At 71.4% G+C, this 16,818-nt stretch carries 13 protein-coding genes; 8 read left to right on the top strand and 5 right to left on the bottom strand.

From position 1 onward, the window contains the following. The first annotated feature begins 89 nt into the window (after positions 1-89). The 4 genes from KY469_20665 to pknB all read left to right on the top strand — a co-directional run bounded on the left by KY469_20665 (position 90) and on the right by pknB (position 6,095). Entirely contained in the window at positions 90-1,349 is a 1,260-nt protein-coding gene (locus tag KY469_20665) for a Stp1/IreP family PP2C-type Ser/Thr phosphatase (GenBank protein MBW3665515.1), read from the top strand. Beyond that, positions 1,346-2,674: an FtsW/RodA/SpoVE family cell cycle protein gene (locus KY469_20660; GenBank protein ID MBW3665514.1), complete on the top strand. Its 1,329-nt coding sequence runs from the start codon at positions 1,346-1,348 to the stop codon at positions 2,672-2,674. Before KY469_20665 ends, KY469_20660 begins: the two co-directional genes overlap by 4 nt. A gap of 13 nt (positions 2,675-2,687) precedes the next feature. Beyond that, positions 2,688-4,163: a penicillin-binding protein 2 gene (locus tag KY469_20655; GenBank protein MBW3665513.1), complete on the top strand. Its 1,476-nt coding sequence runs from the start codon at positions 2,688-2,690 to the stop codon at positions 4,161-4,163. A 165-nt stretch (positions 4,164-4,328) separates the two neighbouring features. Continuing rightward, positions 4,329-6,095, top strand: coding sequence for a Stk1 family PASTA domain-containing Ser/Thr kinase (gene pknB / locus KY469_20650; protein ID MBW3665512.1), 1,767 nt, complete (start codon positions 4,329-4,331; stop codon positions 6,093-6,095). A gap of 3 nt (positions 6,096-6,098) precedes the next feature. Here the strand turns inward: pknB and KY469_20645 are convergent, their stop codons facing one another. Next, positions 6,099-6,875 carry a glycerophosphodiester phosphodiesterase gene (locus tag KY469_20645; GenBank protein ID MBW3665511.1) on the bottom strand — a complete coding sequence of 259 codons (777 nt, stop codon included), beginning with the start codon at positions 6,873-6,875 and terminating at the stop codon, positions 6,099-6,101. Between the two features lie 49 nt (positions 6,876-6,924). Further along, on the bottom strand, positions 6,925-7,659 hold the full coding sequence (locus KY469_20640) for a hypothetical protein (protein ID MBW3665510.1): 735 nt from the start codon (positions 7,657-7,659) through the stop codon (positions 6,925-6,927). A gap of 125 nt (positions 7,660-7,784) precedes the next feature. Between KY469_20640 and KY469_20635 the strand changes: the two genes are divergently transcribed. The 4 genes from KY469_20635 to KY469_20620 all read left to right on the top strand — a co-directional run bounded on the left by KY469_20635 (position 7,785) and on the right by KY469_20620 (position 11,894). Further along, positions 7,785-8,555: an NTP transferase domain-containing protein gene (locus tag KY469_20635; GenBank protein ID MBW3665509.1), complete on the top strand. Its 771-nt coding sequence runs from the start codon at positions 7,785-7,787 to the stop codon at positions 8,553-8,555. After that, positions 8,552-9,715: an alkaline phosphatase family protein gene (locus KY469_20630; GenBank protein MBW3665508.1), complete on the top strand. Its 1,164-nt coding sequence runs from the start codon at positions 8,552-8,554 to the stop codon at positions 9,713-9,715. The genes KY469_20635 and KY469_20630 overlap by 4 nt, the downstream gene beginning before the upstream one ends. Before the next feature lie 338 nt (positions 9,716-10,053). Then, the gene (locus KY469_20625) at positions 10,054-10,734 is read left to right on the top strand and encodes an alpha/beta hydrolase (GenBank protein ID MBW3665507.1); all 681 of its coding nucleotides are present in this window, start codon (positions 10,054-10,056) and stop codon (positions 10,732-10,734) included. Beyond that, positions 10,731-11,894: an aminotransferase class V-fold PLP-dependent enzyme gene (locus KY469_20620; protein ID MBW3665506.1), complete on the top strand. Its 1,164-nt coding sequence runs from the start codon at positions 10,731-10,733 to the stop codon at positions 11,892-11,894. The genes KY469_20625 and KY469_20620 overlap by 4 nt, the downstream gene beginning before the upstream one ends. Positions 11,895-11,965: 71 nt before the next feature. Here KY469_20620 and KY469_20615 read toward each other — a convergent pair whose 3' ends face one another. The 3 genes from KY469_20615 to KY469_20605 form a co-directional block, all read right to left on the bottom strand. Further along, on the bottom strand, positions 11,966-13,378 hold the full coding sequence (locus tag KY469_20615) for a cell wall-binding repeat-containing protein (GenBank protein ID MBW3665505.1): 1,413 nt from the start codon (positions 13,376-13,378) through the stop codon (positions 11,966-11,968). Further along, complete coding sequence (locus tag KY469_20610) at positions 13,353-15,530, bottom strand: hypothetical protein (GenBank protein ID MBW3665504.1); 2,178 nt, start codon at positions 15,528-15,530, stop codon at positions 13,353-13,355. Before KY469_20610 ends, KY469_20615 begins: the two co-directional genes overlap by 26 nt. 658 nt (positions 15,531-16,188) lie before the next feature. Next, a complete protein-coding gene (locus KY469_20605) occupies positions 16,189-16,533 on the bottom strand; it encodes a hypothetical protein (GenBank protein MBW3665503.1) in 345 nt (114 codons plus the stop codon). Positions 16,534-16,818: the final 285 nt, after the last annotated feature.

The following is a 16,818-nucleotide window of genomic DNA, read 5'->3' as shown; positions in this document are numbered from 1 at the left end:
TACCTCAACGGTGCCAAGGTCACCCAACCCACGGAGATCGGCGCCGGCGACCAGTTGCGTCTGGGCAAGACCCGGATCGAGGTCCGGCGATGAGGGAGCTCCGGTCCGCCGCCGTCACCGACCGGGGTCGCGCCCGGCGACGCAACGAGGACGCGTACCACCTGGGCGAGAGCGTCTTCGCCGTGGCGGACGGCATGGGCGGCCACCTCGCGGGCGATGTCGCCTCGGCCACCGCGCTGCTGCCGGTCCAGGCGCTGGACGGCAGGGTGTTCCAGGACGCGGCGACCGTCCAGGCCGCCATGCTCGACGCGGTCCTCGCGGCGAACGCTGCGGTCGTCCGGAAGGCCGCGGACGAGCCCGATCTGCGCGGCATGGGCACCACGTTGACCGCAACGATCGTGGAGGGCCGCCGGCTGCACGTCGCCCACGTCGGGGACTCCCGCGCCTACCTGATCCGCGACGGCGACCTCACGCAGCTGACCCGGGACCACACCCTCGTCGCGCACCTGATCGAGGAGGGGCAGATCACCGAGGAGGAGGCCGCCCACCATCCTCACCGCTCGATCATCACCCGCGCGATCGGGGTCGACGTCGACCTGGACGTGGACACGTTGACGATCGAGCTGCAGGACGGCGACCAGATCCTGCTGTGCTCGGACGGACTCACGGGCCCCCTGTCGGACACCACGATCGAGGAGATCGTCGGATCCGAAGCCGACGTCGACGAGGCGGCACGCTCGCTGATCGACGCCGCCAACGAGGCAGGGGGACCGGACAACATCACCGTCGTCCTGCTGCGGTACATCGACGACGACGCCCCGCCCGTGGGCGGGCCCACCGTGATCCGCCCCGACGCACGAGCCGGCGAGGAGGGCCAGGACACGGCCGGCCGCGAGTGGGCGCAGAAGCTGGGACGCCTCGGGACCTTCGGGCGGCGATCGCTCGACGACGACGGTGGATCCGACCCTCTCCGGCGGCAGCGGGTCATCACCACGATCGTGGTGCTGCTGACGCTGATCGTGCTCGGGGCGCTGGGGGGCTGGTGGCTGCTGTCCCGCTCCTACTTCGTCGGGATGGACGAGGACCAGGTCGCCATCTTCCACGGCGTGCCCGCGTCTCTCGGACCGCTGCACCTGTACTGGGTCGCCGAGGAGACCGAGGTCACCGCTGACGAGCTCCCCGGCTTCCAGGTGAACGCGTTCGAGGACGGCGTGGCGGCGACCGACCTGCAGGACGCCCGCAGCATCGTCCAGAACGCCCCGCGTCGCAGCGGGTCGTCGAGCGGCGGGAGCCCCGGCGACAGCCCATCCCCCGGGAGGTCGTCACCGACCGAGAGCCCATCCGGGTGAGCGAGGACCGCGCCCCCGCCGCGGACCGAGCGAGGGCCACGGAGCGTCGACTGCTCATCCTCGCGCTCGTCGTGGTCGTCGGTGCGTACATCCTGGTGCTGCTCGCGACCGCCGAGGGCATCCCCGGCGGGACGTTCGTGTACCTCGGGGCGTTGGTGGCACTCGCGGTCGTGGCCCACCTGGCGGTGCAACGGTTCGCGCCGTTCGCCGACCCCGTGCTGCTCCCGGCGGCGTTCCTCCTCAACGGGCTGGGGCTGGTGCTGATCCGTCGGCTCGACGCCGGGGCGGGGGCGGACCTGGCGGTCGCCCAGACCACGTGGACCGTCGTCGGGATCGGGGCGTTCGCCCTCACCCTGATCGTGGTCGACGACCACCGGCGGCTCGCGCGCTACCGCTACACGTTCGGCTTGGCCACGCTGGCCCTGTTGATGCTGCCGATGGTCCCCGGGATCGGCTACGAGGTCAACGGGGCGCGCCTCTGGGTGGACCTCGGCATCGTCAGCTTCCAGCCCGGTGAGTTCGCGAAGATCGCGATGGTGGTGTTCCTGGCCGGCTACCTGGACGAGAAGCGGGCGCTGCTGACCGTCGCCACCACCCGGATCGGCCCGTTCCTCGTGCCGCCGGCCCGCCACCTCGCGCCCGTGCTGGTCGCGGCGCTCGGCGGCATCGGGATCCTCGTCGCCCAGCGGGACCTCGGCTCGAGCCTGCTGTTCTTCGGGGTCTTCGTCGCGCTGCTGTACGTGGCGACCGGTCGCCCGGCCTACCCCGCGATCGGCACGGCGACGTTCGCGGTCGCCGGGACCGCCGCCTACGCGATGTTCTCGCACGTGCGACTGCGGTTCGACATCTGGCTGCACCCCTGGGCGCCCGAGCGCATCTCCGACGAGAGCTACCAGCTCGTCCAGTCGCTCTTCGCGATGGGGACCGGGGGCCTGACGGGGACGGGCCTGGGCCTCGGCCACCCCGAGATCCCGGCCGCGGCGACCGATGCCATCTTCGCCGTCCTCGGCGAGGAGCTGGGTCTGCTCGGGGCCACAGCGGTCCTCGTGGCGTTCCTCCTCATCGTCGTCAAGGGCTACAAGACCGCCCTCATCGCCACGGACGACGTCGGGACGCTGCTGGCTGCGGGGTTGGCGGCGATCCTCGCCCTGCAGGTGTTCGTCATCGTCGGCGGCATCACCCGGCTCGTGCCGCTCACCGGCATCACCCTCCCCTTCGTGTCCTACGGTGGCTCCAGCTTGGTGGCGAACTACGTGCTGCTCGCGCTGCTGCTGCGGGTGAGCGACCGCGCCCGCCGGACCGCGCTGACCGGGGCGCGGGCGTGAAGGGGGGCCGCCGATGACCCGTCAGGTCCGCCGTCTCGCCGGGTTCACGCTGCTGCTGTTCGGTGCGCTGTTCGTGAACCTCAACGTCGTGCAGCTGCTCAAGGCCGAGGAGCTCGCGAACCACCCCGCGAACCGGCGGCTCCTGATCGAGGAGTACCAGATCGATCGTGGACCGATCATCGTCGCCGACGAGGCGGTGGCGACGAGCGAGCCGACGGAGGGCGACCTCAAGTACCGGCGGCGGTACGAGCCGGCGACGCTGTACGCCCACCTCATGGGCTACTACTCGGTCGTCTACGGGCGCGACGGCCTCGAACGGACCATGAACGAAGCGCTCACCGGAACCCCGACGGAGGCGCTCGCCGAGAACCTGAGCCAACTGCTGGGTGCCGGTGACCGCAAAGGCAACCGGCTCAGACTGACCCTGCTGCCCGCCGCGCAACAGACCGCCGTGGAGGCGTTGGGGGACCGGGCAGGGGCGATCATCGCGTTGGACCCGCGATCTGGTGCCGTCCTCGCCCACGCGAGTAACCCCACCTACGACCCCAACCGACTGTCGAGCCACGACCCCGGCGACATCCGGGCCTACTGGGAACAGCTCCAACAGGACCCGGCCCAGCCGCTGGCCGACCGTGCGATCGAGCGGCGCTACAACCCCGGCTCGACGATGAAGCTCATCGTCGCTGCCGCGGCCCTCGAGCGGGGGTTCGGCAGGGAGACGACCTTCCCCGACGAGGGCAGCTACCAGCCGCCCCAGACGGACCACCGGATCGGCAACTACGGCGGCGGGACCTGCACGGGGGGCGGCACGATCACCCTCGAGCAGGCCCTGATCGTGTCGTGCAACACCGTGTTCGCCCGGCTCGGCGTCGAGCTGGGCGACGACGCGTTGATCCAGCAGTCCGAGCGGTTCGGCTTCAACCGGCAGCCGCCGTACGCGCTGCCCGTCGCCGAGTCGTCGATCCCCAAGGAGCTCGACCCTCCGACGACCGCACAGGCGGCCATCGGTGGTTTCGAGGTCCAGGCCACCGCGATGCAGATGGCGATGGTGGCCGGCGCCATCACGAACCAGGGCGTCCTGATGAAGCCCTACGTGGTGGCCGAGGTGCTGGATCCGTCCGGCCGGCGCGTCCGGGGACCGGACTCCGGTCCCTGGGTGCAGGGCTCGTTCACGGCCCAGGCCGTGAGCCGCCAGACCGCGGACACGTTGCGGCAGCTGATGATCGGGGTCGTGGAGGGGGGCACGGGGCGTCGCGCTCAGGTCGACGGGGCGGTCGTGGGCGGCAAGACCGGCACCGCGGATCCCGGCAGCGGGTCGCCGCACGCCTGGTTCGTGGGTTTCGTGTCGACGCCCGACGAGGCCGGCAGCCCGGTCCCACGCGCGGCGATCGCGGTAGCCCTGCCGGACGCAGGCGAAGGCGCCACGGGCGGGGTCGACGCTGCCCCGATCGCCCAGGCCGTCCTGTCGGCCATCGCTGGCGCCTCCTGACCCAACGCCGCGAGCCCCCGAGCCCGCGCATCTGGGAGCATCTCCACCGGGGGGTGCGAGAGATCCTTCCCGTGATGTGGGGGCGCGGGTGGCGGCCACGGAAGGGGGCGGTTGGTACCGTTCAGGCGACCTCCCGAACCCGTTCCACCGGGGGAGAGAGAGCCCGTGCCCAACCCCCCTTCCTCCGTGCCGCAGGCGGACGTGCTGCTAGCTGGCCGCTACCGCCTCGAGCGCTTGATCGGCCGTGGCGGGATGGCCGAGGTGTGGGGCGGGACCGACGAGGTGCTCCAGCGGGACGTCGCGGTCAAGGTCCTGTCGACGCGCTTCAGCGACGACGAGCAGTTCCAGCGTCGGTTCCGCCGCGAGGCGCAGCAGGCCGCCGCCCTGAACCACCCGAACCTCGTCAAGGTCTACGACACGGGTCAGCACGGCGACCTGCCCTTCATCGTGATGGAGCTCGTCCCTGGGAGGTCCCTGCAGCAGGTCCTGGCGCGCGGCGGCCTCACCGAGGACCGCAGCCTCGAGGTCTGCGCCGACGTGTGCGCGGCGTTGGAGTACGCGCACCAGCGGGGCGTGATCCACCGCGACGTCAAGCCGGGGAACATCCTGCTGGACGACGACGGGACCGTGAAGGTCACCGACCTCGGCATCGCGCGAGCGATCGACTCGCACACCGTCACCGAGACCGCGAACGTGCTGGGAACGGCGGCGTACCTCTCGCCCGAGCAGGCGCAGGGGGTCGAGGTGGACGCGCGGTCGGATCTCTACTCGCTGGGGGTCGTGCTCTACGAGATGCTGACCGGCCGGCAGCCGTTCGAGGGCGACAGCGCCGTCGGGGTCGCCTACCAGCACGTCCAGGAACAACCCGTCGCTCCTCGGCGGATCGACCCGTCGATCTCTCCTCCCGCCGAGGCGATCGCCGTCAAGGCCATGGCCAAGAACCCGACGAACCGGTACGCCACGGCGGCCGAGATGCGCGACGATGTCCTGAGAGCCCGGGCCGGGCAGACGGTGAGCGCCCCGGCCGTGCTGTCGCCGGACGAGACCGCCATGCTCGACGCCGAGCTGATCGGTAACCGCCCGCCGCGCACGGCCCTGCAGCACCGCCGCCGGCGCACGGTCGGCTACGCCATCCTCGGGCTGCTGACCGTCCTGGCGTTCGCGGGGGGGATCTGGCTGCTGGCGTCCAGCCTCACGGGCGAGAGCACGGTCCTGCGCACGGTCCCGAACGTGGTCAACGACACCCCCGCGGACGCACAACAGGCGCTGAGCGCGCAGGGGCTGTCGGCGCGGTTCGGCCCCGCCGAGTACAGCTCCGACGTGGACGAGGGGCGGGTGCTCGCGCAGGATCCCGGTCCGGGCAGCCGGCTCGAGGACGGCGGGACCGTCACGCTGACGCTGTCGCGCGGCCCACGCCCCGTGGTCATCCCGAACGTGGCGGGGATGGCCGAGCAGGACGCGGTCGCGGCCCTCCGGAACGCGGAACTGGCGATCGAAGGGCGCGAGGAGCGGTTCGACGAAGAGGTCGAGAAGGGCCGCGTGATCGGCACCGATCCCGCGATCGGAACCAGCGTGCCCGTGAACTCGTCGGTGACGCTGATCATCAGCGCGGGCGAGGAGACGGAGATCGTGCCGCGCGTCGTGGGGCTCACCGAGGCGGAGGCCCGGTTCCAGCTCGAGGCCGTGGACTTCGAGGTCCTCACGTACCGCGAGCCGTCCGACACCGTCGACGAGGGCAAGGTCATCCGTCAGGAGCCCGAGGGCAGCTCCCGCGCCCCGAAGGGCTCCGAGGTCACGATCGTCATCAGCGACGGACCCCAGGAGCCGTCCAGCCCGACCCCGGACGAGGACCCCAGCGCCTCGCCGTCCCCGACCCCATCGGGCAGCGAGACACCGAGCCCGATCATCACGTTCGATCCGGACGGCGACTGAGGCCTACCGGCTGTCCACCGCCTGTCTGGCGACGGCCGGCCGGTTCGTGAAGATCCCGTCGACGTCGGCCTCGACGAGCGCCGCGATCTCCTCCGGCTCGTCGACGGTCCACACGTGGACGTCCCGGCCGCGGTCGTGGGTCGCGGCGACCAGCTCGGGGTGCACCAGCGCGACGAAGGCCTCGGGGCAGGACACGTCGACCCAGCCGGGGAGCTCGCCGAGCAGGAGGTCGGGGCGTGCCTCGTACCACAGCAGTCCGGTGGGGAGTTCGGGGGCCAGCGACCGGACCAGCTGCAGGCTGTCCGGCTCGAAGCACTCGACCAGGAGCCGGCTCTCCTCGCGGGGGCCATCCAGCTCACCGTGGTCCCGGAGGACGTCGGCGAGGGTGTGCTCGATCCGGCCGCCGTGAACGCTCGGGGTCTTCAGCTCGAGGTGCAGCCGGAAGGGCGGAGGGTGCGCGGACAGCACGTCGCTGAGCGTCTGTACGCGAGCGTCGACGAAACGTTCGTCGGCGAGGTCGGGGTGCTCACGGTTGAACCACACCCCGATGTCGACGTCGCGCAGCTCGGCGTACTCGACCCCCGCGACCCGGTCGGGCAGGCCGGCGACGCGCTCGAGCGTGTCGTCGTGCAACGCGACGAGCACGCCGTCCGCGGTGAGCTGCAGGTCGAGCTCGATCGAGTCCGCGCCCTGGCGGACCGCCTCCTCGTAGGCGTGCACGGTGTGCTCGGGTGCGTCGCGGGAGGCACCCCGGTGCGCGATGACGATCGGGCGGTCCACGCCGGGCAACGCTAGTGGCGGGACCCCCGACGCGTGGGTCCCCGACCCGTCACGCCCACGATCCCTCGAGCAGGGGCTGGGGCGGGTGCTGCTCGCGGTCGAGTCGGAGCTGCGCGTACGGGTCAGCGGCGTCGGCAGCGTCGTCCCAGAGACCCTCGGCCTCCTCCTCCGCCCCGATGAACAGCAGCTCGACGCCCTCGTGGTCGAGGAAGTCGGGCGGGTCCACCGCGATCCAGCGGCGTCCCTCGAAGCGATCCCGCAGCTCCCCCGGGAGATCGGCCTGTCGGGCGTCGTCGAGACCCGCCCCGGGCGGCGACCCCGCGTCGGGGTTCTTCACGGAGACGACGTACGTCGCCTCCGGGGGGACGTTGAGCGCGTCTTGGACCTCCCCGGCCCCCGGATCCTGGTCCGCGTCGTCGAACACGACCACGAGCCTCGTATCCCGGCCCAGCCGTCGCAGGTCGTACACGCCCGTCGCGGCGGGGCGGCAGGCGGGGCGACGACGGCGTCCCCGCGTCCGGGTCTCGTAGGTGTCCGGTCCGAGGATCTCGGCGAGCTGGTCTCGGTCCTCCGGGACAGCCGACACGTACCCCCAGAAGCGGTCGTGCTCGTCGACCGTGGGCAGACGCTTCCGGCCGACCGTCACCATGCGGGCGGGGCGGTCCTCGCGTGGAACGAGGACGAGGTAGATGTCCGCCACGTCGACCAACCCCGATGGCTCGTCCTCCTCGACCGCGGGCCGGTACAGCACGTGCAGGTCACCCTGTTCCAGGACACCGGTCATCTCGCTCCCCTTCCCTGTCGTCCACCCCGACGGTACGGACCATGGCGTGGGCTGCGAACGTACGTTCGGGAGGGTAGGTCCCCTGGGTGTCGCCTCGCGGCCAACTAGCGTCCGATCGCGACGGCGTGGAGGTCACGGTGACGCTCGTAGGGGTGGTGTTCGCCGCCGGGTCAGGTACCCGGCTACGCCCGTTGACCCACCTGCGACCGAAGGCGCTGTGTCCGGTCGGTGACGTCCCGATGTTGGACCTCGCGCTGGCAAGGGTGCGACCACGCGTGGAGCGCACCGCGGTGAACGCGTGGCACCTGCACGAGCGGATCGCGGAGCACCTCGAGGGGGCCGGCGTCCACCTGTCGGTCGAACAGCCCGAGGCGCTCGAGACGGCCGGAGCGCTCGGACAGCTGCGCGACTGGTTCGATGGGGCCGACGTGCTGGTGTGCAACTCGGACGTCTACCACCCGGACGACCTCGCGGGGCTCGTTGAGGGGTGGGATGGCGAGCGGGTCCGGGTGCTGACCATCCGCGACCGCGACCGGGGGGACTTCGGCGACCTCCGGTACACGGGCGCGGCGGTGCTGCCGTGGGAGGTCGTCCGCGAGCTCCCCGCGGAACGCCTCGGGCTGTACCCGGCGGTGCTCGGTCCCCACCACGAGCAGGGCCGGCTGGACCTCGCCGTCAGCGACGCGCCCTACCACGACTGCGGGACGCACCGGGAGTACCTGGATGCCAACCTCGCCGCGTCCGGAGGCGAGACCGTCGTCGGCGAGGGCGCCGTCGTCGAAGGTGAGGCGATCCGCAGCGTGCTGTGGCCCGGCGTCCACGTGAGGTCCGACGAACGGCTGGTCGAGGCGATCAGGGCGTCGGACGAGGTCACCGTCCAGGTCGGTCCCGCGTGACCCCGCCACCGGCGGGTCCGCGGTACGCAGAGGCCTCGATCGCCGACGTCCTCCCGTCGGTGCTGTCTGCACTGGGCGTCGGCACCGCGAACCCGACGATCCGGCTGCCCGAGGTTCCCCGGACCTGTCTTCTGCTGATCGACGGCATGGGCTTCCACCTGCTGCACGAGCACGCCGACCTCGCCCCGACCCTGGTCGAACTGGCACGCCCCGAGCCACTCGACGCCGCCGTGCCTACCACGACCGCCACCAGCCTCGCGAGCCTCTCGACGGGCTTGCCGCCGGGGGAGCACGGGCTGCTCGGCGCCACCGTGGCGCTGCCGGACGACGACCGTCCCATGAGCCTGTTGCGCTGGAAGCTCGCCGGCGTGGGGCCCGAGGTCTCCCTCGAGGAGGTCCAGCCCCCCGAGCGGTTCCAACCACGACCGACCCTGATGGAACGTGCCGCCGGGGCCGGTCTGGAACCGGTGACCGTCGGACCGCGGGACCACGCCGGCAGCGGCCTGCAACGTGCCACGCTGCGCGGCGGCACCCACGTCGGGGCGGACTCGCCAGCCGAACTGATCCATGCCGTCCCCGACCTCCTCAGCGAGCGGGAGCGACGCTTGGTCTACGCCTACCACGGGGCGCTCGACCTCGCGGGCCACGTGCACGGCATCGACAGCGACGAGTGGCGCGAGGAGCTCGCCGCCGCCGACCGGCTGGTGGCAGGACTGGCCGCGCGCCTGCCGGCTGGTGCGTCACTCGTCGTGATCGCGGACCACGGGATGGTCGACGTGGCGGAGGAGGACCAGATCGAGGTAGCGGACACCCCCCACCTCCTCGACGACGTGCGCGTGCTAGCCGGCGAGCCGCGGCTGCGCCACGTGCACACCCATGATGACCGGTCGGCGCGGGACGTGGTGGGGCGCTGGCAGCAGGAGCTCGCTGACCGGTGCTGGGTGCTGGGGCGCGACGACGCGATCCGGGCGGGCTGGTTCGGCGGCGACGTGACCGACACCGCACGCAGCCGGATCGGCGACGTGGTCGTCGCGGCCCGCTCCCCGGTCGTTATCGTGCAGAAGACGGTCGACCCACGCCAGCGTGAGCTCGTCGGGCACCACGGATCCCTCACCGACGCCGAGCGCCACATCCCGCTCGCCCTCGCCACCCACCTGTGAACGCAGAACGCCACATGCGGCGCACCAGGTTCACAAGGCCCGTCCACGACCTGCAACCCACCCGCCTGTGAACGCAGAACGCCACATGCGGCGCACCAGGTTCACAAGGCCCTCCGCGAGCCGGAGGGAGGGGGCTGGTCTAGGGTCCCGGGCGCGTCCGGGTCGGAAGGGTCGCGGTTGGGTGCTCAGCGGACGTGGGGTGGCGCGCGGACCGTCGCGATCACGGGGCATCCTCGACCGGTTCGCTCGCTGCGGTGAGGATCAACTACGGCGACGATCCGGCCCAGTACGGCGAGCTGCACCTCCCGGAGGGTGACGGACCGCACCCTGCGATCGTGATGATCCACGGCGGGTTCTGGTTGGCGCGCTACGACGCCTCGCTGACGAGCCCGTTGGCGCAGGACCTGGCCGGACGGGGCTACGCCGTCTGGAACGTCGAGTACCGCCGTATCGGCAACGGTGGGGGCTGGCCGCGGACCATCGACGACGTGGCCGCGGGGATCGACCACCTCGCGGACCTCGCCGCAGATCATCGGCTGGACCTCGACCGTCTCGTCAGCGTCGGTCACTCCGCCGGAGGCCACCTGGCGGCCTGGGGGGCGGCGCGTCCGGGCCTGCCAGGAGGTGCTCCGGGCGCGGATCCGCGGGTGCGGATCCGGGGCGTGATCAGCCAGGCCGGGATCCTCGACCTGCGGACGGCAGCCGCCCAGCGGCTCGGGGGTGGCTCCACCCAGCGGTTCCTCGGTGGCGAGCCCACGGAGGTGACCGACCGGTACGGCCTCGCATCGCCGATCGAACGGCTCCCGATCGGTGTCCCGGTCGTTGCCCTCCACGGCGCCACCGACGACCTCGTCCCACCCGACCAGACCGAGCGGTACGTCGAGGACGCCATCGCGGCCGGCGACCGGGCGCGGGGGGTGCTCATCGAGGACGAGGGCCACTTCGAGCACCTCGACACCGGATCCGCGGCCTGGGCGACGGCCGTCCACCACCTCGACCTGCTGATGGTAGACCTGTGAGAGGACCCGACGACCTGCTTGCGCTCCGCGAGCTGTTCCCGGCCGTCCAGGACACCACGTTCCTGGGAGCACACACGCTCGCCCCGTTGTCCCGACCCGTGCGCGCCGCGGTCGACCGGTTCCTGGACCTCTGGCGGTCCGAGGCGTCCGCGGAGCTCGTCTGGTTCGACCACATCATCCCGGAGATGCACCGGCTCGAGGCCAGCTACGCCCGGCTCATCGGCGCCGACCCGGAGGAGGTCGTGCTCACACCCTCGGTCTCGACGGGCCTGTCCTCGCTGGCCACCGCGATCACGTTCCCGGAGGGCCGCGCCCGGATCCTGCTGGCACGCTCGGAGTTCCCGACGGACTGCCACGTCTGGCTCGCGCAGGAGCGTCGGGGCGCGGAGGTCGTCTGGGTCGAGGGAGATCGTTCCGCCCACGAGCGTGCGTACCTCGACGCCCTCGACGACCGCACCGCCGTGGTCAGCGCCTCGCGGGTGTCGTACCTGGACGGCGCGGTCCTGGACGCACGCGAGCTCGCTGCGGGCTGTGGCCAGGCCGGCGCCTGGTGCGTACTCGACGACTACCACGGGTCCGGCGTGGTCCCGATCGACGTCCACGAGGTCGGCTGCGACGCCCTCGTCGGCGGGCCGTTGAAGTACCTGCTCGGCGGACCGGGCGTGGCGTTCCTGTACGTGCGCCGCGACCGCATCACCGCCCTCGAGCCGCTCGTCACCGGCTGGTTCAGTCAGGCCGACTTCTTCGCGTTCGACAACTCGCGGCTCGACTGGCCCGAGACCGCGCGGCGTTTCGCGCTCGGCACCCCGTCACCCGCGGCGGTGTTCGCGGCCGCTGCCGGCCTCGACCTGATCCACGACATCGGACCCGACCGGATCCACGCGAGGGTCGCCGAGCTCACCTCGTACCTGGTCGAGCGCGCGGACGACGAGGGCTACCCGGTCCGCACGCCCCGGGACCCCGCCCGCAGAGGCGGGATGGTCGCGATCGGGGTGCAGGACTCGGAGGACGTGCTGGACACGCTGCTCCGCCAGGAACGCGTCATCGTGGACGAGCGGCACGGGGCGTTGCGCATCTGCCCCCACGTGTACTCGAGCGAGGACGACGTGGACGCGTTCTTCGGGGCGCTCGACCGCATCGGGGCGCGGCCTGGCCGCTGACCCAGCCGTCGAGTGGCAGCTCAACCCCTACCGCGGGGTGGGGCTGCCACTCGACCGGTCACGACCGGCGCCTAGTGTTGGATGATCACGTCATCGATGTAGGCACCCTCGGACGTCACGAGCGCGTCGCTGCTCAAGGTGAACCGGATGTACAGCGGTCCCTCAGGCGCCACGAACTCGATCCGCTGGTTCGTGAACCCGGGGTAATCGGGGTTCGGCCCCGAGTACCCCTCGACGGTTTGGAACTTCTCGCCGTCGCTGGACCAGCCGACGGTGAGGTAGTCCCACCCCTCCTCGGTGTTGACGCGCTGCCACCAGTCGAGCAGCACCCGGCCGCCCGGGTGGGCGAACTCCGGTGACGTCAGGGTGGTGCTCATCTCGTTGTTGTAGGTCGGGACGTTGAAGCTCTGCCCGGAGTCGTGACCGGGCGGGCCGACCCGCCACTCCACGACCGGGTCGGTGCTGTCGGAGGTCCATCCCTCGGACCCGGTCTCGAACGTGAACGGACCGGCCAGCGTCTCGCCGTCGAGCGGCGGCGGCGGTGGGTCGGGGGTGACCCCGTCCTGGACCGCAGCCTTGACCTCCTCGACGACGTGCTCGGAGATCGCGACGGGACCGCCGACGAACCGCACGTGGGTGAACCGGATGGCGTTGGTGTCGAGCCACCCGTAGGTGGGACCGCCTTCGTGCACGTGGGGCGGCACCAACAGGAGCACCCCCCCGTGCGCGGCGACGGTCGGGCCGGCGGTGAGCGCGTCAGGGAAGTTCGTCCCCGTCGCGAGCCACGGCTCGTCCTCGCTCATCCCGGCGGCCTTCGCGATCGTGGCGACCTGCGCGGAGGTGTCGTAGCGGTCCTCGCCCGCCACCTCTTTGAGGATCAGTCCCTGCTCCTCGACCTGCGCCCGGACCTCCTCGCTGATCGCGACCGGCCCACCGACGATCGTCGCCTCGGTGGCGTCGAGCTCATCGATCGCCCGCTTGGTCGCCTCGGGGAGGACCTCGGTCGTCACCAGCAGGATCGGTCGCTGCTGGTGGGCCGCGAGGGGCGCGACCGACAGTGCGTCCGGCCACCCACGGCTGGGGTCCGGGTCCGCACCCTCGACGATGTAGACGTGCTCGTCGCTGACCTCCTGTGCGATCCTGCGGGCCGTGTCGAACCGATCCGGACCACCGATCCGGGTGGTATCCACCCCGAGCGCCGCGAGGTCGGCCTCGACCCGCGCGGACAGGGCCGCGGTCTCTCCCAGCAGGATCGCTCGGTCCGCCCCCAGGCGGCGGATCTCCGTCGCGGTGTCGGGGTGCAGCGCCCCGGAGGTCGTGAGCAGCAGGGGCGCGTTCCGCTGGTAGGCCAGCGGCGCCCCGGCCAGCGCGTCCGGGTAGATGTCGTGCCGTGCCAGCACCACGGTGTCGGAGCGGTCGTGGTGCTCCTTGGATACCTCGATCGCGGTCAGGATCCGGTCATCGCCGGCGACACGCTCGTACACCCTGGATGGCAGCTCTTGGTCGAAGGTGTACGACCAGATACCCCGCCCGTAGGTCGAGATCATCAGCGTGTTGGGGTCGCCCGGCTGTAGCTGCGTCGAGGTGATCGGCGGCCGGTACGCCTGGCAGCGGCGCGAACGTCGGCGACGCATTGCCGGCGCCGTTCGTCCCGGAGGCGAACAGTCCGACGTCGGTCCCGACGATCAGCTGGTCGCCGCGCAGGGTCGCCCAGTTCGCGGTGACGTCCGGCAGGTTGCCGCTGATGTCTGCGAACGTCTCACCTGCGTCGCGCGACACGAACAGGTGCCCGGTGCCGATGTTCTGGTTGTCGTCGCCGAGGCTGCCGTCGGGTCCGAACCACTTCCGGCTGTACCCGCCGAGGGTGACGTAGATCGTCCGCACGTCGTTCGGGTCGATCGAGATCGAGGTGATGAACCGGTTCGGGAGCCCCTTCGCCGAAGCGATGTGCCAGCCCTTGGAGGTCAGACGCTCCCGGGGTTCACCACCGTCGACGTTCGTCGCGAGCCCGTTCTGGAACGGCACGTCGCTGTTCAGGATGTCGCACGTCCCGCAGAACCCGACGTACGCCGCGTCGCGCACGGTGTCGATCGCGGTCATCTGGTTGTCGATCTCGCCCTCGCCCGCTTCGGCCTCGGGATCGCCGGGGCTCGCGGACGTGCCGAGGTCGTAGACCTCGACCCACGAACTGGTCGTCGTGCCAGGTCCCTGGGTCGTCTCGTAGACCTTGGAACCAGCCGTCATCAGGTGGTTGGCGTCGGTCGGGTCCATCACGAACGGGTTGTTGAAACGGTAGGGCTCACCTTCGGACGGTGGCGCCATCCCACTCCACGACTTCCCGCCGTCACCGGTGGACCGCATGTCTGCCAGCGGGGTCTCGGAGTAGGCGACGTCGCTGTTATCGGGGTCCACGGCCATGAAGAAGCCGTCGCCGCCGTACGTCGCGTACTGGTTGAACCTCTGCCCATCGAAGGGGTCGTCCTCACCCTCGACGACGGGGTTCGGCTCCGGGTCGACCTTGGCGGACCCGTTGTCCTGGAGTCCGAACCAGACCGTCCCGTCCCGCGCGATGCGAGCGTGGTACGGCAGCAGCGTCTGGAACCCGAGGTTGTTGCCGTTCCCCCAACTCGTCGAGTCGAACTCCTGATCGGGACCCTTCGACTGGCGGTAGACGCCGCCGTCGTTGCCCATGAACAGGTGCACGCCGCCCTCACCGTCCGGGAGGAACAGCGCCCCGTGCTGGTCCGGGTGCGTGGTCGTGGAGGCAGCTGGATCCCGGTTCGTGGGGCACAGGGGGGCGCCCAGCGTGAGCGCCTGGCACGTCGTGCCCTTGTAGTAGGGCCCGATGACCTTCATCGGGGTCGCGGTGCCCTTCCCGGCCGAGTCGACCTTGAACTCGTTCAGCGCACCGCTGTCACTGGTGTCCTCGTTCTGCCAGACCTCCTCGAGGCACACGATCATGCGCGTCGGGGCGTTCGTGACGGGATCGGTACGCGTGGGGTCGGGCTGGACGCAGAGGTTGTACCAGGCCTGGATGCCCGGTTGGTAGCCGAGCGCCGAGAACGTCACAGACAGGGCCGAGCCTGTCTCTGGGCCCTGGTAGTCCTGGTCGTCGTTCAGCCGTGTCCAGGACGCCCCGAAGTCCGGCGAGACGTAGACACCCTCCAGCATCGTGTTGTAGGGCACCTCCTCGTCTGGGCTGCCGTCGGGAGCATCCATCGTGTTGATCCCGCCGTTGATCGCGACCGCGTCCTGGACGATGGCGTACAGGTAGTCGTGGTCCTGGTCGTCTCCGGTGGCCGCACCGAGCTCGACGCGCCCGATCCGGTGCTGCTCGGTGAAGTGCAGCGGGCTGTCGGTCTCACCCGGCGGCCGCTCGTCGACCCGGACGAACGAGCCGGGCGCGCCGGTCTCCGACCGGTAGATGCCGTTGCCCGGCGACTGAACGACGCCGTCCTCGTTCTCGTGGTTGCCGCCCCGCCAACCGACCGCGGCGACGACGGTGCCGGCCGGAACCGCCGGGGACCCGTCGGTGAACCCCGCGCCGTCCGGCTCCTTGATATCAGCACGTCGGTGACGACGTTGGCGAGCCAGCAGCCCTGCGGGACCGGGTTCTGGCTGCCGGCCCGCGCGCACTCGTCGCTCACGGGCAACGCCACGTCGGAGAAGGTCCGGCCACCGTCGGTCGAGCGGTACAGCCCGAGCATCGTGGCGACGTAGACCTCGTTCGGGTTGGTCGGGTCGACCTCGACCTCGAACCCGAGGCCGCCAGCCGGGACACCCTCTGCGCGCGTCCAGGTCTGGCCCTGATCGGCCGAGTAGAAGGTTCCGTACCCGGGGTAGCCGGAGATCCCGCCGAACGTCGGGTCACCGCTGACCGTGACGAGCGTCCCGCTCGGGCCGCCAGCCGGCGTCCAGCCGACCGAGCCGACGATCGTGGACGGCATGTTCTCGGTGAGCGAGCGCCAGGATTCCGCGAGGTCGTCCGAGTACCAGATCCCTCCGGTCCCCACCGAAGCGTACAGGCGTCCGTTCCGACCGTGGGTGGGTACCCACGCGAAGTCGTCGACACGCCCCATCTGCCAGACGAGCCCGAGCCCTGAGGTTCCGTACCGTGAGTCGTCCATCAGGAGCGGTCCCCGCGCGTACTCCCTCGCCGTCCCGGAGATGCCGTCGACGGCCGCGGCCTGCGCCTCGAGCTGCTGCCGCTCCTCGACCGCCGCAGCGAAGGCGTTGGGCGAGACGTCGCCGGTGGGCGCCAGTCGGGGCTGTGCGTAGTCCTGCGCGCGCAGCATCAGCTCGCCGAAGGGCTCCGGGTGCTTGTCGAGGACGCACCCGTCCGGACCAGCGAAGTCGGCCTCCTCGAGGGCTCGGTAGGCGGCGATCCGGAGTCGGCGGCAGGCCCTCCCAGCGCGCTCTTCATCCGGCGTTCCCGGTCGAGGAACTCCTCGGCGCTGATCTGGCCGGGCGGGCAGTCGGTGACTCCCTCCCGCTCCGACGAGGTGCCCGCGGCCGCCGTCTGGGTCGCATCCGCAGCCTGGGGGGTCGTCGGTGTCGCCGTCGGCAGTAGCGACGTCACGAACGCGGCGACGGCGACGAGGGCGAGCGGCACGCCGGAACGGGTCAGTACGGATCTCATCTGGCTACCCCTCGCTCGGGTGGCCATCACGAGGCCGACCCGTATCGGTACATGTCACCGGCAGCCCCCCGTGCTCTCTGCGGCTGCCGGTCTCGCCTGGTCGGGGGACTCTACCCCGGGCACGTGCTATCTCGCTCGGCGTCATCGGATACGCGCCACCCGTCGGTCCCGACGTCGGGCCACGGTGGCCGCGGCGCCGAACAGCAACGCTGCGGCGCCCCACACGATCACCGGCAGGTGCTCGTCCTCCTGGCTGTGCGCCGTCGCGAGCATCAGATCGGAAGA

The sequence above is a fragment of the Actinomycetota bacterium genome (assembly GCA_019347575.1).
GTDB lineage: Bacteria > Actinomycetota > Nitriliruptoria > Nitriliruptorales > Nitriliruptoraceae > JAHWKY01.
The sequence above is the reverse complement of the archived record's forward strand: the minus strand, read 5'-3'. Positions and strand labels throughout refer to the sequence as shown.